The 14,214-nt window shown below is 62.0% G+C and carries 15 protein-coding genes and 2 pseudogenes; 13 read left to right on the top strand and 4 right to left on the bottom strand.

Annotation, left to right across the window (positions count from 1 at the left end):
- Positions 1 to 100: 100 nt before the first annotated feature.
- Genes HB778_RS32465 through HB778_RS32455 form a run of 3 tightly spaced genes read right to left on the bottom strand, consistent with a single transcriptional unit; the run spans position 101 to position 2,577 of the window.
- Positions 101 to 1,315 carry a GNAT family N-acetyltransferase gene (locus HB778_RS32465; protein WP_183459836.1) on the bottom strand — a complete coding sequence of 405 codons (1,215 nt, stop codon included), beginning with the start codon at positions 1,313 to 1,315 and terminating at the stop codon, positions 101 to 103.
- A 55-nt stretch (positions 1,316 to 1,370) separates the two neighbouring features.
- Positions 1,371 to 2,099: a glycerophosphodiester phosphodiesterase gene (locus HB778_RS32460; RefSeq protein ID WP_095200149.1), complete on the bottom strand. Its 729-nt coding sequence runs from the start codon at positions 2,097 to 2,099 to the stop codon at positions 1,371 to 1,373.
- 13 nt (positions 2,100 to 2,112) lie between these two features.
- Positions 2,113 to 2,577, bottom strand: coding sequence for a RidA family protein (locus tag HB778_RS32455; protein WP_183459834.1), 465 nt, complete (start codon positions 2,575 to 2,577; stop codon positions 2,113 to 2,115).
- Positions 2,578 to 2,714: 137 nt separating this feature from the next.
- Here HB778_RS32455 and HB778_RS32450 point away from each other — a divergent pair, with 137 nt between their 5' ends.
- The 5 genes and pseudogenes from HB778_RS32450 (at position 2,715) to tsf (ending at position 6,452) form a co-directional block, all read left to right on the top strand.
- Positions 2,715 to 3,545, top strand: a complete 831-nt coding sequence (locus HB778_RS32450) for a cell envelope integrity EipB family protein (RefSeq protein ID WP_183459832.1) — start codon at positions 2,715 to 2,717, stop codon at positions 3,543 to 3,545.
- A 30-nt stretch (positions 3,546 to 3,575) separates the two neighbouring features.
- A complete protein-coding gene (locus HB778_RS32445; RefSeq protein ID WP_027044556.1) occupies positions 3,576 to 3,854 on the top strand; it encodes a DUF4031 domain-containing protein in 279 nt (92 codons plus the stop codon).
- The gene (locus tag HB778_RS32440; RefSeq protein WP_183459830.1) at positions 3,851 to 4,462 is read left to right on the top strand and encodes a LysE family translocator; all 612 of its coding nucleotides are present in this window, start codon (positions 3,851 to 3,853) and stop codon (positions 4,460 to 4,462) included. The genes HB778_RS32445 and HB778_RS32440 overlap by 4 nt, the downstream gene beginning before the upstream one ends.
- A 177-nt stretch (positions 4,463 to 4,639) precedes the next feature.
- Positions 4,640 to 5,421: pseudogene (gene rpsB / locus HB778_RS32435) on the top strand (30S ribosomal protein S2).
- A gap of 110 nt (positions 5,422 to 5,531) precedes the next feature.
- Positions 5,532 to 6,452: a translation elongation factor Ts gene (gene tsf, locus HB778_RS32430; protein ID WP_095200153.1), complete on the top strand. Its 921-nt coding sequence runs from the start codon at positions 5,532 to 5,534 to the stop codon at positions 6,450 to 6,452.
- 13 nt (positions 6,453 to 6,465) lie between these two features.
- On the opposite strand, the pseudogene HB778_RS32425 reads toward tsf, so the two are convergent.
- Positions 6,466 to 7,400 (bottom strand): annotated as a pseudogene (locus HB778_RS32425) (LysR family transcriptional regulator).
- Between the two features lie 114 nt (positions 7,401 to 7,514).
- Between HB778_RS32425 and HB778_RS32420 the strand changes: the two are divergent.
- From HB778_RS32420 to rseP, 8 genes are all read left to right on the top strand, one after another.
- Entirely contained in the window at positions 7,515 to 7,943 is a 429-nt protein-coding gene (locus tag HB778_RS32420; protein WP_183459828.1) for a nuclear transport factor 2 family protein, read from the top strand.
- A gap of 70 nt (positions 7,944 to 8,013) precedes the next feature.
- On the top strand, positions 8,014 to 8,541 hold the full coding sequence (locus tag HB778_RS32415) for a nuclear transport factor 2 family protein (RefSeq protein WP_183459826.1): 528 nt from the start codon (positions 8,014 to 8,016) through the stop codon (positions 8,539 to 8,541).
- A 36-nt stretch (positions 8,542 to 8,577) separates the two neighbouring features.
- Positions 8,578 to 9,687 carry an aldo/keto reductase gene (locus tag HB778_RS32410; RefSeq protein WP_183459824.1) on the top strand — a complete coding sequence of 370 codons (1,110 nt, stop codon included), beginning with the start codon at positions 8,578 to 8,580 and terminating at the stop codon, positions 9,685 to 9,687.
- A 144-nt stretch (positions 9,688 to 9,831) separates the two neighbouring features.
- Positions 9,832 to 10,554, top strand: coding sequence for a UMP kinase (gene pyrH, locus HB778_RS32405; protein ID WP_172352971.1), 723 nt, complete (start codon positions 9,832 to 9,834; stop codon positions 10,552 to 10,554).
- 105 nt (positions 10,555 to 10,659) lie between these two features.
- Positions 10,660 to 11,214 carry a ribosome recycling factor gene (gene frr, locus HB778_RS32400; protein ID WP_095200157.1) on the top strand — a complete coding sequence of 185 codons (555 nt, stop codon included), beginning with the start codon at positions 10,660 to 10,662 and terminating at the stop codon, positions 11,212 to 11,214.
- Between the two features lie 32 nt (positions 11,215 to 11,246).
- Entirely contained in the window at positions 11,247 to 11,981 is a 735-nt protein-coding gene (locus HB778_RS32395; RefSeq protein ID WP_183459822.1) for an isoprenyl transferase, read from the top strand.
- Complete coding sequence (locus tag HB778_RS32390; RefSeq protein ID WP_183459820.1) at positions 11,978 to 12,793, top strand: phosphatidate cytidylyltransferase; 816 nt, start codon at positions 11,978 to 11,980, stop codon at positions 12,791 to 12,793. Before HB778_RS32395 ends, HB778_RS32390 begins: the two co-directional genes overlap by 4 nt.
- A 97-nt stretch (positions 12,794 to 12,890) precedes the next feature.
- Positions 12,891 to 14,033, top strand: coding sequence for an RIP metalloprotease RseP (rseP, locus tag HB778_RS32385; RefSeq protein ID WP_183459818.1), 1,143 nt, complete (start codon positions 12,891 to 12,893; stop codon positions 14,031 to 14,033).
- The last annotated feature ends 181 nt before the right edge of the window (positions 14,034 to 14,214 follow it).

Genomic DNA, 14,214 nt, shown 5'->3' with positions numbered 1-14,214 from the left:
CGCTCCGGATTGTGCCTCGCGTCTCGTGTAGCGAAGCTCTTCCGGAGCGGCAAGACGATGTGGCGGGCGATCTGGCGAGATCGGCCATGCCAAAGACCTGCTATTCCTCGAGATCCTTGCGAAACGGGGTATGTTCTTCCAGATATTCCCCCATTCGCTCTACCTCGTGCCGCTCGCGCTTGAGGTAATCGGCCACGGCATTGCGCAGGCCGGGGTGCGAAATGTAGTGGGCGGAATGCATGGTCACCGGCCGGTAGCCGCGTGCCAGCTTGTGCTCGCCCTGCGCGCCCGCCTCGACCACCTTCAGCTTACGTTCGATGGCGAAGTCGATGGCCTGATGGTAGCAGACCTCGAAATGCAGGAAGGGGTGATCCTCGATGCAGCCCCAGTTGCGGCCGTAGAGCGCGTCGGAGCCGATGAAATTGATGGCACCGGCAATGTAGCGCCCGTTGCGTTTGGCCATCACCAGCAGGATATCGTCCGCCATGCGCTCGCCGATCAGCGAGAAGAACTTGCGGTTCAGATAGGGGCGGCCCCATTTGCGGCTGCCGGTGTCCATGTAGAAGGCGAAGAAGTCGTCCCAGGCCTTTTCGGTCAGGTCGTTGCCGGTCAGCCAATCGATGGTGATGCCATCGGCAAGCGCCTCGCGCCGTTCCTTCTTCATCGCCTTGCGCTTGCGCGAGGCAAGCGTGGCGAGGAAGTCGTCATAGGTTGAAAAGCCTTCGTTGAAGAAGTGGAATTGCTGGTCAGTGCGATGCAGGAAGCCCGCGGCCTCCAGCGTCGCAACGTCGCTTTCCCTGGCGAAGGTGACATGCGCCGAGGACACGCCAAGCTTGTCGGTCACCATTTTGAGGCCGGCAGCAAGCCCGGCTTTCACCGCATCCGGATCCTCGCCCTTGCCGACCAGCAGGCGAGGGCCGGTGACGGGCGTGAACGGCACGGCGCATTGCAGTTTCGGGTAATAGCGACCGCCGGCGCGCTCGAAGGCATCCGACCAGCCGTGGTCGAACACATATTCGCCCTGGCTGTGCGACTTGAGATAGCAGGGGACGGCACCCAGAAGCCTGCCGTCCGCGGTCTCCAGCCGCAAATGATGTCCCTGCCAGCCGGTGCGTCGCACGGCGCATCCGGAATCTTCCAAGGCACTCAAAAAAGCGAATGAAACGAGCGGGTTATAGCCATTTTCCGCATCGCCGCGCGTGGTGCCGGCAAAGCCGTTCCATTCATCGCAGGTGAACGCGCCGATGCCCGCGGCGATGCGGATCGAATAGTCCGCATTTGCTGTTTGCCCGTCGCCATCGTCGCCCTGATCCATGAGGCTTATTTAAGCTCCATCCGGGCCGCTACAAGTCACGTTTCAGACACTCCGCTCAGGCGACTTTGACCAAGTCGGGTTCGAAGCCCTCGAATGTCATCTGATCGGCATATTTGATGGTCAGGTCGATCGCCGGCTGATCATGCACCGTCCAGGTGATGACAGGCATTTTGAGCTTTTCACGCACGAAGCTGACGAACGGGTTCGGCAAGTCGCCGGCCGCGTAGGAGGTGAAGGAGAGTTCGTGCGCCAGCATGGAAAAATGCGCTTCGATCAGCTTGAGGTCCTTGCCGTAGGCGGTCAAGCCAGCGGGAATGCCGGGCGCATGTTTCGGGAAATCGCGGATGAGCCAGTGATCGAACGACATGATCGCCGCTTTGCCCTTGTAGCGCTTGAGCATCTTGCCGACGCGCGCCACCAGGCCTTCGTCACGGCCGGGAATCCCTTTCAATTCGACAACCATGGGCACGCGGCCATCGACGAGATCGAGCGCTTCCTGCAGCGTCGGCAGCTGGTCGGATGTGCCGCCAACCTTGAGTGCGGTCAATTCGGCCGCGCTGCGCTGCCAGACGAAACCGTCCTGTCCGGTCAGCCGTTTCAGGTCGTCATCATGGATGATTATGGGAACGCCATCCGACGACAGATGCACGTCGCATTCGATGGCGTAGCCGCGTTCGGCCGCCGCAGCGAAGGCGGAAAGCGTGTTTTCCCAGCGCGTCTTGTTCATGTCGTGGAAGCCGCGATGGGCAACGGGCCGGGCGGTCAGCCAGGAGAGGTCGGTCATGTCAGGCCTTCGCTCATTCGACTTCGAAGATCGCTTCGATTTCCACTGCGGCATTAAGCGGCAGCGAGGCGGTGCCGACGGCGGAGCGGGCGTGCTTGCCGCGCTCGCCGAGGGCAGCGACCAGGAAATCCGAGGCGCCGTTGGCAACGAGATGCTGCTCGACAAAGTCGGCCGCGGAGGCGACGAAGACGGTGATCTTCACAAGCCTGCTAATCTTCTCGAGGTCGCCCAGTGCCGCCTTGGCCTGCGCCAGAATGTTGATCGCGCAGTATCTTGCCGCCTCCTTGCCGCTTGCCGTGTCGACGTCGCGGCCAAGCAGGCCGCTCGCCTGCAGTTTGCCGTCCTTGAGCGGCAATTGCCCGGCGGTGAACAGCAAATTGCCGGTCCTGCAATAGGGCACGTAATTGGCGGCGGGTGCGGCGGCGACGGGAAGCGTCACGCCGAGATCACTTAGCCGCTTTTCGATTGTTTCACTCATTGCTTTTCCCTATTGCTGGAAGGCGCCGCGCTGGCGGGGCCGAAATTGCTATTTTTGCCTCGCTTCCGCCACGACTTTTTTAAGCTGGACCATCTTTCCCTGCGGCCTGCCATCAGCCGCGACGATCGGAGTACCTCATGCGCGCAGCGCGCCTTGCATTCCACGCCGTTCTGTTGTCGGCCGTGTTCCCGATAGTACCCGCTTTCGCCGTGCCGGCGCTGCAGGCGCATCGCGCCGTGTATGACCTCACCCTCAACAAGGCCTCCGACCGCTCCGGCATAACAGGCATATCCGGTCGCATGGTCTACGAATTCAACGGCTCGGCCTGCGAAGGCTACACGGTGAAATTCCGTTTCGTGACCCAGATCGTCACCAACGACAATACGCGGCTGACCGACCAGCAGACGACGACTTTCGAGGACGCCGAAGGTAAGACGTTTTCGTTCGTAACCAAATCCTTTGTCGACCAGAACCTCGACAAGGAGGTCAAGGGTATGGCCACGAAAGACGCGAAAGGGCTCAAGGTCGATATCGACAAGCCCGAGAAGAACAGCCTGGAACTCGCCGCCACTCAATTTCCGACCCAGCATCTGGTCGAGCTGATCGGCAAGGCCGAGAAGGGCGAAAATTTCTACCAGACGAACCTGTTCGACGGCTCGGAGGATGCCAACAAGGTGATGGCGACCACCGTCGTCGTCGGCAAGAAGACCGAAGCCGACAAGGCCGACCCGGAGGCTCCGGCGCTGGCCAAGCTCGCCACCGACAAATACTGGCCGGTCGAAATCGCCTATTTCGACGACAGCGCCAAGAACGGAGAAGAAGTGCCGGAATACCGGATCAGCTTCAAGTTGCACGAGAACGGCATCACCCGCGATCTGGTCATGGACTATGGCGACTTCTCGATGACCGGCAAGCTGGTCAACCTGTCGCTGTTCGACCAGACAAAGCCTTGCCCGGTATCGAAATAGCAGGGTTGTGCAATTGCCGCGGCGGGCTTGATGGCAGTCTACGTCGATGCGGCGATCTGGAAGTGGGCCGGCCATCGCTGGTGCCATCTGATGGCCGACGACACCGACGAGTTGCATCGTTTCGCCGCAGCACTTGGCGTCAAGCGTTCATCCTACCAGGGACCGCCCAAGACATCCGCTCCACATTATGACATAACCGGCTTCGAGCGCGACCGCGCGGTGCGGCTCGGCGCCATCGAATGCAGCCGCGAGGAGATCGTCGCGATCTTCCGGCGCGTGCGGGTGCCCAATGGAAAGGCCAAGCGATGACACCAACGGCATTTCTCGCCTATTGCGTCGCCGTCACGCTTGCTGCCGCCACACCGGGGCCAGCGATGTTCGCGGTCATCACCAATGGCGTGTCGCGCGGTTTCCTTCGTGCCTTCATGGCCGGCGTCGGGGTCGCCGCGGGCGATGCCGTGCTGGTCACGCTGGCACTGCTCGGGCTGGTGGCCTTGGCCCAAACCTTCGAATGGATCTTTCTACTGCTGAAATATGCCGGCGCCGCATATCTGATCTTTCTCGGCATCAGGATGTGGCGCGCCTCGACCGCGCAATCGAATGAGTCGCGGACGGCTGAGGCGAGATTGTCCCGGTCCTTCTTCCTTGGTGCGTCGATTGCGCTGGGCAACCCGAAGGCGATCCTGTTCCACGCCTCGATCATGCCGCTGATCCTCAATCTCGACACGCTGACATTTGTCGACGGCCTGCTGGTGGTGGCCACCGTCATCAGCGTCAATATCCTCACCATGGGTGTCTATGCAGCCCTTGCCGGCCGGGCGTCGGGCTGGTTCAGGACTCCCAAGCGCATGCGACTGATGAACCGGTTCGCCGGCAGCGCGATGATCGGCACCGGAGCGCTGATTGCCGCACGCTGAGCGGTAAAACGCCGCCCCGCTTGCGTTTGTCGCACTTCCCCTCTATATGCGCGCTCATTCCACACACGGACTTTGGTGTCTGCCCGGGAGAAATCCGGCTGAAACCTCCGGTGGCGTTCGAGGACTTCGTCCAAAAATGCCTGTGTCCGTGGAGGCTAACCGGAAAGGAAAATGAGAATGGCTCTGCCTGATTTCAGCATGCGCCAGCTTTGGAAGCTGGCATTCACTTCGGCCACCAGACCCACCGCTGGAACCCGAAGATGGCGCCCTACATCTATGGCGCCCGCAACAACATCCACATCATCGACCTCTCGCAGACGGTGCCTTTGCTGCACCAGGCGCTGAAGCAGGTTTCCGACACCGTCGCCAAGGGCGGCCGCGTGCTGTTCGTCGGCACCAAGCGCCAGGCGTCCGACATCGTCGCTGATGCAGCGCAGCGTTCGGCCCAGTATTATGTCAATTCGCGTTGGCTCGGCGGCATGCTGACCAACTGGAAGACGATCTCGAATTCGATCCAGCGCCTGCGCAAGCTCGACGAGATGCTGGCCGGCGAGGCCCAGGGCCTCACCAAGAAGGAACGCCTGAACCTCGACCGCGAGCGCGAGAAGCTCGACAAGGCGCTCGGCGGCATCAAGGACATGGGCTCGACCCCGGACCTGATGTTCGTGATCGACACCAACAAGGAAGCGATTGCCATTCTCGAGGCCAAGCGTCTCGGCATCCCGGTCGTTGCCATCATCGATTCGAACTGCGACCCGGACAAGATCGATTTCCCGATCCCCGGCAATGACGACGCGGCCCGCGCCATCCAGCTCTATTGCGACCTGATCGCCAAGGCTGCGATCGACGGCATCGCCCGTCAGCAGGGCGCGCTCGGCGTCGATATCGGCGCTTCGGTCGAAGCTCCGATCGAACCGGCGCTCGATCCGGCTCCGGCTTCGGAAGCCCCCGAGGCTTGATAATCGAAGGCCGGTTCACGGCCTTCATCTTTCTCATATTTTGGCACGCTAAACAGACGCACTGTCGAGATTCGATGGTGCGTCGGTGCATTTAAAACAAAGAGGCGACAATGAGCATTTCGGCTGCACAGGTCAAAGAACTCCGCGACTTGACCGGCGCGGGCATGATGGACTGCAAGGCGGCGTTGAACGAGACCAACGGCAACATGGAAGAGGCCGTCGACTGGCTGCGCAAGAAGGGCATCTCCAAGGCTGACAAGAAGGCCGGCCGCACCGCGGCGGAAGGCCTGATCGGCGTCGATGCCGGCGTGCGCGAGGCGGCTGTCGTCGAGGTCAATTCCGAGACCGACTTCGTCGCCCGCAATGCCGCGTTCCAGGAAATCGTCGCCAACGTTGCCAAGGTTGCTCTTGCCTATGGCACGACGGAAGCTGTGGCTGCCGCGAAGTATCCGGGTTCGGACAAGTCGGTCACCGACACCATCAAGGACGCTGTCGGCACCATCGGCGAGAATTTGGGCTTCCGCCGCTCGGCCAAGCTGACCGTTCCGCATGGTGCGGTGGCGACCTACGTCCACAACGCGGTTGCCGACGGTCTTGGCAAGCTCGGCGTGCTGGTCGCGATCGAGACCACGGGCAATGAACATGCCGCCAACGCCTTTGGCCGCCAGGTCGCCATGCATGTCGCCGCCACCAACCCGATGGCGCTGACCGCGGAGCAGATCGATCCGGCGGCGGTCGAGCGCGAGAAGGCGATCTTCTCCGATCAGGCACGTCAGTCGGGCAAGCCGGAAGCGATCATCGAAAAGATGGTCGAAGGGCGCCTGCGCAAGTTCTACGAGGAAGTCGTGCTCTTGAAGCAGGCCTTCGTGCTCAATCCCGACATCACCGTCGAGAAGGCGCTGAAGGATGCCGAGAAGGACATCGGCGCACCGGCCAAGATCACCGCCTACCTGCGCTTCGCGCTCGGCGAAGGCATCGAGAAGGAAGAGACCGATTTCGCGGCGGAAGTCGCGGCCGCGGTCAAGAAGTAAGCTTCCTACCGCTTTATTCCGACAGTGTTTTTCGGCCGGATGTCCGCAGGGATGTCCGGCCGATTTCTTGTGCGGTGTCGATAAACGCCCGCAGCTTCGGCGCCATCGCCGCCCGGCGTGGGAAGTAGAGGAACAGGCCAGGCTCCTCGATCGCTGTTTGCGGCAGAACCTGCACCAGCCGGCCAGCGGCAAGATCCGCGTGCACCAGCGGTTCGAAGACATAGGCAAGACCGACGCCTGCAAGCGCCAGGTCAATCGCGGCCAGCGAATCCGTGACGATGACCGTGCCCGTCGTCTCCACAACGACGTCCTTGCCGTCTTCGGTCAGATCCCAGCGGTAGAGCGCACCGGAGCGAACCAGCCGGTAACCGATGCAATTGTGGTTGGCGAGATCGGCCACGCTGCGCGGACGGCCATGTCGTCCGATATAGGCGGGGAGGCGACGATCACGGCGCGGAAGGGCGGCGTCAGCCGGACCGTGATCATGTCCTGAGCGATCATCTCGCCCAACCGGATGCCGGCGTCGAATCCCTCGCCGACAATGTCGACCAGCCCCTGGTCCGTGAGCAATTCGACGGTCACATCCGGATAACGCTCGGCCATCGCCGCAACCACGGCCGTCACGCTGAGAGGAATGGCGATGTTGGGAACGTTAAGCCTGAGCAGGCCCGATGGCCGGCCTTGGATGGCGCGGATGCGATCCATCCGTTCGCCGATGTCCTGAAGAGCAGGGGCCGCCGTCTCTACCAGCGCCTTACCGGCTTCTGTCAGCGAAACGCTGCGCGTGGTGCGCGCAAACAGCGGCTGACCAATGCGCTCTTCGACAAGGCGCACCGCATGGCTGACGGCGGACGGACTCATACCAAGTTCGGCCGCAGCAAGCGCAAAGCCGCCGCGCCGGGCAACGGCTACGACAACAGGCAGATGGGCAAGCAGATCCCGGTCCATTCATGCATGATATCGCATAGTCCATGCAGATCATGCAATCTTATCGGGGCAGCAAAGAAGGCGCATCTAAGGGGCACCAAACAGCTGACATCAGCCAGCAAGAGAGGCCTTCCGATGACCGACTTTCATTCCAGGCAAGCGCGCAATCTCGAGGCTGTGCAGAGTTTCTTCAACCTGATGCACCGCAAGGACATCGACAGCTGGGGCGAACTTTGGGCCGAGAATGGCCGCATCCTGGTTTTCTATCCACCAGCAGGTTTTGGAAACAGCATCGACGGCAAGGCCGCGATCGTGGCTGCCTTCAAGGGACTTTTCGGCAATTTCAGATCCTTTGAGTCCGAAATCGCGGCTGTCTATCCGGTGGCGGATTCAGACGCCGTGGTCGTCGAATACAAAAATCGAGCCGTCATTGTGGGCGGCACCGAATACACCAACAGCAACATCGCCGTCTTCCGGTTCGAGGACGGCCTGATCAGCGCCTACCACGACTATTTCGATCCGCGTCGGTTCCAGGTGGTGGTCGACGCGCTGTCGAAGGTCTGAGGGCAAACGTTTCCCAAGCCGACCAATCATCCCCTCCGTTTGCGAACTTACCCACCCAAGGAGAACCAAAATGAACGCATTGAGACATGTGACATTCGCGGCAGGCATGGCGCTGGCCCCGGTCGATGCCGGCGGGGCGGAGCCATCCGGCTGGCAGGCGCTCGCGGACGAACGCGCGGTCATCCGTATTGCCGATGCCATCGACCGCGCTGTCGACGCACAGGACTGGAAACTGGCGCGCAGCTATTTCGCGGATCGGGTGACCGCCGATTTCAGCAGCCTGTCCGGGCAGCCGGCGGCCAACATTGCCTCCGACGATCTGATCGGCGCCTGGGCCGGCAACCTCAAGGGCAGCAAGACAAGCCTGCATCTGCGCACAAATCATCAGGTCGTTCTCGAGGCGGACACGGCGACTGTCCTGTCCAACGGCTATGCCTGGAACCGGATGGAAGGCAATGGCGATCCGCTTTGGGAAGTCTGGGGCACCTATGAGCACCACCTGACGCGCTCCGCTGCCGGCTGGAAGGTCGACGGCTTCGCGTTTCGCATGACGCATGAGCGCGGCAATTTTTGGGTCAAGACGACGCCGGGCCAGTGACGCCACGGCGTCCATCAACAGCATTGGAAGACGATTATGACCATGACCTATTACACTCTCGGCAACAGCGGCCTCAGGGTGAGCCGGCTGGCGCTGGGCACGATGACCTTTGGCAAGGAATGGGGTTGGGGAGCCGACAGGGATACAGCCCGCGCCATGTTCGACGCCTATGTCGAGGCAGGCGGCAATTTCTTCGACACGGCGGATCTCTATACCGGTGGCACCGCAGAAGCCTGGCTTGGCGAATTCATCGCCGAGCGCGGTTTGCGCGATAGCGCGGTGATCGCCACCAAATTCGCCATGAACATGCAGCCCGGCAATCCGAATGCGGGCGGCAACGGCCGCAAGAACATCATGCGAGCTGTCGATGCCTCGCTGAAGCGGTTGGGCACCGACTATATCGATCTCTATCTCATGCATATATGGGACAGGCTGACGCCAGCCGAAGAGGTCATGCGCACGCTGGATGACCTGGTGCGGATGGGCAAGGTGCGCCATGTCGGCCTGTCCGATGTGCCGGCCTGGTATGCGGGGCGGGCACAGGCGATCGCCGAGCTGCGTGGATATGAGCCGGTCTCGGCCTTGCAGCTCGAATATTCCCTGGCCGAACGCGCGATCGAGAACGAGTTCGTGCCGTTCGGCACGCGCCATGGCGCCGGCATCATGGTCTGGAGCCCGCTGGCCAGCGGGCTGCTCAGCGGCAAGTACCGGCCGGCTCAGGCCGGAAATGCGGGCCGGCTCGACGGATTCCGCAACTCGACGCATCCGGGCTTCCAGAAATTCACCGAGCGCAACTGGGCCATCGTGGCCGAGCTCGAGAAGGTTGCGTCCGAACTCGGCCGCAGCATGCCGCAGGTCGCACTCAACTGGGTGGCGACGCAGCCGGGGATTGCCGCCGTCATCCTCGGTGCAACGACGCTCAGCCAGATCAAGGACAATCTTGGCGCGCTGGACTTCGAGATTCCGGCAGGGCTTCGCTCCCGGCTGGATCTGGTCAGTGGAACCCCTGCGCCATTCCCCTATTCCTATTTCGGGTCGCTGATACAGGCGCGCGTCACCGGTGGTGCTGCAACCGGCGACAAGCCCTCCGGCTATGCGTCGCCGGTGCTTATCGAGGGCCTGCCGGCCAGCGTGTCCACCAACTGATCCATCAGGCATGATTGCAACAAATTTGCTGGTCGGGCGCCGCGTGACATCGCGGCGCCCTTCGTGTATCGGAACCCAGTGTTTTGGGATGGCGCCTGCGCGAATGCCCGCCCCGGATACCACATGCAAAATGATGAGGACCAGATGACGGTGAAGCCCCTCTACCGACGTGTCTTGCTGAAAGCGTCGGGCGAAGCGTTGATGGGCGAACAGCATTTCGGCATCGATGTCTCGGTTGTGGATCGCATCGCCGCCGACATCGCCGAGGCCCGCGCGCTGGGCATCGAGGTCGGCGTCGTCATCGGCGGCGGCAATATCTTCCGCGGCGTGGCCGTCGCCTCCAAGGGCGGGGACCGCGTCACCGGCGACCACATGGGCATGCTTGCCACGGTCATCAACTCACTGGCGCTGCGCACCTCGCTGCACAAAATCGGCGTCGATGCCGTGGTGCTGTCAGCGATCGCCATGCCCGAACTCTGCGAGAGTTTTTCGCAACGCCAGGCGGATGCTTACATGAACCAGGGCAGGGTGGTGATCTTTGCCGGCGGCACCGGCAATCCGTTCTTCACCACTGATTCGGCCGCAGCGCTTCGCGCGGCTGAAATCGGCGCGGATGCGCTGTTCAAGGGCACGCAGGTCGACGGTGTCTACTCGGCCGACCCGAAAAAGGACCCGAACGCGACCCGTTTCGAGCGCATCAGCCATGCCGAAGTCATAAACCGTGGCCTTTCCATCATGGATACGGCTGCGATTGCACTTGCGCGCGAAAACAACATTCCGATAATCGTCTATTCGATCCACGAAAAAGGTGGTTTCGGCGATATTCTGAGGGGCGGCGGCCGCTGCACGGTCGTCGCGGACGATTGATCGGGGCCTGATCCCTCGAAAAGGGAAACCGGCTTTTCGAAATGAGGCTCGAACGGGCATGCCCCGAAGCAGTGAACCCGCGGCAGACGGGTCGAGGAGACTAAGATGAGTGGTGAGTACGACGATCTCAAGCGGCGCATGGATGGGGCAATCGCCGCGTTCAAGCATGACCTGGCTTCGCTGCGGACCGGTCGCGCGTCCAGCAATCTGCTCGATGCCATCCAGGTGCAGGCCTATGGCACCACCATGCCGATCAATCAGGTTGCCAACGTCACTGTGCCGGAGCCGCGCATGATCTCGGTGTCGATCTGGGACAAGTCGATGGTCGGCGCGGTCGACCGCGCCATCCGCGAATCCAATCTCGGCTTCAACCCGATCGTCGACGGCACCAATCTCAGGATTCCGCTGCCGGAGCTCAACGAACAGCGCCGCAAGGAACTGGTCAAGATCTCGCATGGCTATGCCGAGAACGCCCGCGTCGCCGCGCGCCATGTGCGCCGCGACGGCATGGACTTCCTGAAGAAGGCGGAGAAGGACGGCGCGATCAGCGAGGACGATCAGCGCAAGCGTTCCGACCAGGTCCAGAAGCTTACCGACGAAACGATCAGCACCATCGATCATCTGCTTTCCGACAAGGAAGCTGAAATCATGCAGGTTTAGGGTTGGCCGCCGGCTGACCCGAAAGCGAGATCATGACTACGCCCGCGCATGTCGCGATCATCATGGATGGAAATGGACGCTGGGCCAAGGCGCGCGGTATGCCGAGGCTCGCCGGTCATCGCGCCGGCGTCGAGGCACTGCGCAAGGCGGTGCGCGCGGCGCCTGATCTCGGCATCTCCTTCCTGACGGTCTATGCTTTCTCGTCGGAGAACTGGTCGCGGCCGAAGTCCGAAGTCAGCGACCTGATGGGGCTGTTGAAGCTGTTCATCCGCCGCGACCTCGCCGAACTGCACCAGAGCGGCGTGCGGGTCAGGATCATCGGCGATAGGGCAGGGCTGCAGCCCGACATCAGAGGGCTGCTCGACGAGGCCGAATCGCTGACCGCCGGCAACGAAGCGCTGACGCTGGTGATCGCCTTCAACTATGGTGGGCGCGACGAGATCGTTCGCACGGCGCGCAAGCTTGCCTTGGCCGTGGCGCGCGGCGAAATCGACGCCGAAGCGATATCAGCCGAAAGCTTTGCCGGCGCTCTCGACACGCAAGGCATTCCCGATCCGGAACTGGTCATACGCACCAGCGGCGAGCTTCGGCTGTCCAACTTCCTGTTGTGGCAGGCCGCCTACAGCGAGCTCGTCTTCCTGCCTTGCTACTGGCCCGACTTCAGCCGCGAGCACCTCGCCGAGGCGTTGCGCGAATTTGCCAGCCGCGAGCGCCGTTTCGGCGGATTGGGCCCGCAAGACGTCGCTTCGCGACCGGCCGCGGGATGAGCAACCTTCAGCTCCGCGTCATTTCAGCGGTCGTGCTTGCCATCATCGCCCTTGGCCTGACCTGGCTTGGCGGCCTGCCTTTCCGACTGCTGTGCGCGGCCATGTCGGCGATGATCTTTTACGAGTGGACACGCATGTCGCGGCCAGCCGCGGCCAATGGGCTGGGCTTCCTGCCCGAGGCGCTGGTCGTCGTTTTCATCGGCGCCTTGATTGCCGGGCTTGCCGCATCCTGGCTGCTGCTGCTTGTGGTGATTCTGATTGCCGCAACCGCGATCGCCGCCTTGGTTCGCAAGACCGGGCAGTGGGAGGCGAGCGGTCTTGCCTATGCCACCGTGTCCGGCCTGTCGCTTGCTCTGCTGCGCGATGGCGACAATTCCGGCCTCGTCGCCATCCTGTTCTTGTTCGCCGTCGTCTGGGCGACCGACATTTTTGCCTATTTCGTCGGGCGCGCCGTCGGCGGTCCCAAACTGGCGCCGTCGATCTCGCCCGGCAAGACGCGTAGCGGCGCGCTCGGCGGCGCCGTCGGTGGCGTTGTCGCCGGGGTCGTGCTGGCAGCAGCAGCCGGTGCCGGCAACCTGGCTCTGCTTGGCCTTGTGGCGCTCGTGCTTTCGATTGTCGCCCAGGCCGGCGACCTTTTCGAATCCTGGGTCAAACGGCGGCACGGACGCAAGGATTCGGGCGTGCTCATTCCGGGGCATGGCGGCGTGATGGACCGTGTCGATGGGCTTGTCGCGGCGGCCCTCGCCCTATACGTGATTGGCTGGATTTCGGCGGGCGCCGATCATCCGGCGCAGGGGCTGTTTTCGATTTGAAGGATGTCGTTCCACGATCTGGTGCGGGTGCGCCTTGGATTCGCCTGGATTGATGTCACAGTCACGGCGCGGCTGCGGAAGAATTTGAGGGCATGAGTTGAACGGGATTCTTCACGCGATTTTCAGCACCGACGGCTTGTTTCTCGGCACGCTCGTGCCTTTTCTGTTCGTGCTGACCGTGGTGGTGTTTGTCCACGAGATGGGCCACTACCTCGTCGGCCGCTGGTGCGGCATCGGGGTCAAGGCCTTCTCGATCGGCTTCGGTCCCGAACTCATCGGCTTCAACGATAGCCATGGCACGCGCTGGAAGCTTTGCGCCATACCGCTTGGCGGCTATGTCAAATTTGTCGGCGATATGAACGCCACCTCCAGCCAGCCCTCCTCGGACGAGCTCGAAACGCTGACCGACGCGGAACGCAAGGTTGCCTTCCACACCCAGGCGATCTGGAAGCGCGCGGCGACGGTGGCGGCCGGGCCTCTGTTCAATTTCCTGCTGACGATCGTCGTCTTTTCGGTGCTGTTTGCCTCCTACGGGCGTTATGTCGCGGAGCCCATGGTGGCGGAGGTTACGGCGGACAGTCCGGCGGCGAAGGCGGGCATCCAGCCAGGTGACCGATTCGTCAGCGTCGACGGCAGCAAGGTCGAAACCTTTGGCGATGTGCAGCGGCTGGTCTCGGGCCGCGCTGGCGATACCATTACCTTCGTCATGCTGCGCAATGGCAAGGAAGTCACGGTGACCGCGACTCCGCAGCCGATGGAGCAGGAAGACGCGCTCGGCAACAAGGTCAAGGTCGCCGTCATCGGTGTCGTCAACAACAAGGAACTCGGCCAGCCCCGTCTCATCAGCTACACCCCGATAGGGGCGGTCGCGGCGGCAGTTGAGGAAACAGGCCACGTCATCGAGCGCACTGGCCAGTTCTTGCAGCGTTTCGCCGTCGGACGCGAAGACAAGTGTCAGTTGGGCGGCCCCGTCAAGATCGCCGACATGGCCGGCAAGGCGGCCAAACTGGGTTTCGAATGGCTGGTGCAGCTCGTCGCGCTGCTGTCTGTTGGCATAGGTATTCTAAACCTTTTGCCGATTCCCCCCCTCGACGGCGGCCATCTCTTGTTCTACGGGGTGGAGGCCCTCATTCGCCGGCCGGTGTCGGAACGGATGATGGAAATGGCCTATCGGGCCGGTCTGCTTCTGGTCTTGTGCTTCATGGGTTTCGTATTCTGGAACGATCTGTTTGGGTGCTGAAATCATGAAGAAATTTGGCTTTGGCATGGTCGATGTTGAGACGCCGTTTACCATGCACGGGGATATGAGTGACGCGAAAGCCACGCACCAGGGTTAAGTAAATACAAATTAACCAGAAGCCTTGCGTGTAGGGAAAATCCGGTTAATACGGTAGGGGAAATTACCGCACGTCCGGTTTTCT

This window comes from Mesorhizobium huakuii, from assembly GCF_014189455.1.
In the GTDB taxonomy this organism is placed as follows: Bacteria; Pseudomonadota; Alphaproteobacteria; order Rhizobiales; family Rhizobiaceae; genus Mesorhizobium; species Mesorhizobium huakuii_A.
This window is presented reverse-complemented; position numbering and strand designations above follow the sequence as displayed.